Source organism: Denitromonas iodatirespirans (genome assembly GCF_018524365.1).
GTDB classification, from domain to species: Bacteria; Pseudomonadota; Gammaproteobacteria; order Burkholderiales; family Rhodocyclaceae; genus Nitrogeniibacter; species Nitrogeniibacter iodatirespirans.
This window is the reverse complement of the sequence record NZ_JAEKFT010000102.1, coordinates 1-1,111: the sequence shown is the minus strand read 5'-3', so window position 1 is coordinate 1,111 and position 1,111 is coordinate 1. Positions and strand designations below refer to the sequence as shown.

The following is a 1,111-nucleotide window of genomic DNA, read 5'->3' as shown; positions in this document are numbered from 1 at the left end:
CAAGCTCGACACGACACATCCAAAGCGCAGCGTCAGGCTGCGGCGAAAGTGCGCCGGCTGGGACGACGATGAGCGCATGCGGGTGTTACAGATTCTGCCGATATGATGGTTGGATGCAATTGCCCTGCCACCAAACCCGGGGCGATTCAGTTCTGGCGAACCCCGAACGCTATGATGTCGTTTATAACGGCTGCGCCCATGCCGAAGCCTCCATGCTCGACATGTTTTTGGGTCAAATAGTGTATGAAGCAGCTGAGGAAGGCGGGATTGAAGCAGAAGTCGTTTCGCCTGATACGGTCACGATTCAAGGAGATCCAGAGGCTGCCTTAACTCAGATTCGTCGGTTGGAATGTTTCACGAATTATATTGGGAATCTAGTTATACGGCGCCGCTTTGAGGACTTGTCCGCTTTGTTTTGGAGCCGAGAGAATGAAAGAAATACGCCTCAGGCTTTAGCCGACACCTACGCCGAACTTGAGCGAAAATACGGCTGCTTCGAAATATTCCATGGTGTAAAGGTGTTGTCCATCTACGCAGGTGATGGTCGTGGTCGTAGTCGTAGGCATCTCGACGAAATGAAAACGCCGACGGGCGTAAAGCCCGAGCAGCGCGTCGGCACCTCTGGCTTTGGTCTCGCAAGTTCGATCACGCCGAATGGCATTCCCCGCTGGGAGGTGAGTGTCTACCTGGAGGTGGTGGAAACTGTCATGGGGGAGTTTCGTATCACGAAGATCGAATGGCGCTATACATACTGACATGGGGTATTTCCAGGACGATGCAAAAGTCGTCAAACTCTGTAGCGACGACTTCTGCACTAGAGGTGAATATAAGCGGACACATCACGGGTATGCGGGATAGATTCCGGATATGGCGCATCCCGGCACTTGCCCCCTTAGGGAAACGCTGATTATTTCGTTTGCATATCGCCCCACGGGCGGCTCTGTTTGAGACAATACGCATAGTTCCTTCACGACGGTGACGATCCCGATGCAATCGAGCTTCTCCGACCTTGAGTACGCGGCCAAGAAGAAGATGACGCGCCGCGACCGGTTCCTTGCCCAGATCGAAGCGGTGACACCGTGGGCGGCGCTCGAAGCGCTGATCGAGCCGC

At 54.4% G+C, this 1,111-nt stretch carries 1 protein-coding gene and 1 pseudogene; both read left to right on the top strand.

Translation table 11 applies throughout. The features are described from left to right. Positions 1–113: 113 nt before the first annotated feature. Positions 114–755, top strand: a complete 642-nt coding sequence (locus I8J34_RS24105) for a hypothetical protein (RefSeq protein WP_214364171.1) — start codon at positions 114–116, stop codon at positions 753–755. A 232-nt stretch (positions 756–987) separates the two neighbouring features. Then, positions 988–1,111, top strand: a pseudogene (locus I8J34_RS24100) (IS5/IS1182 family transposase); the annotation flags it as partial.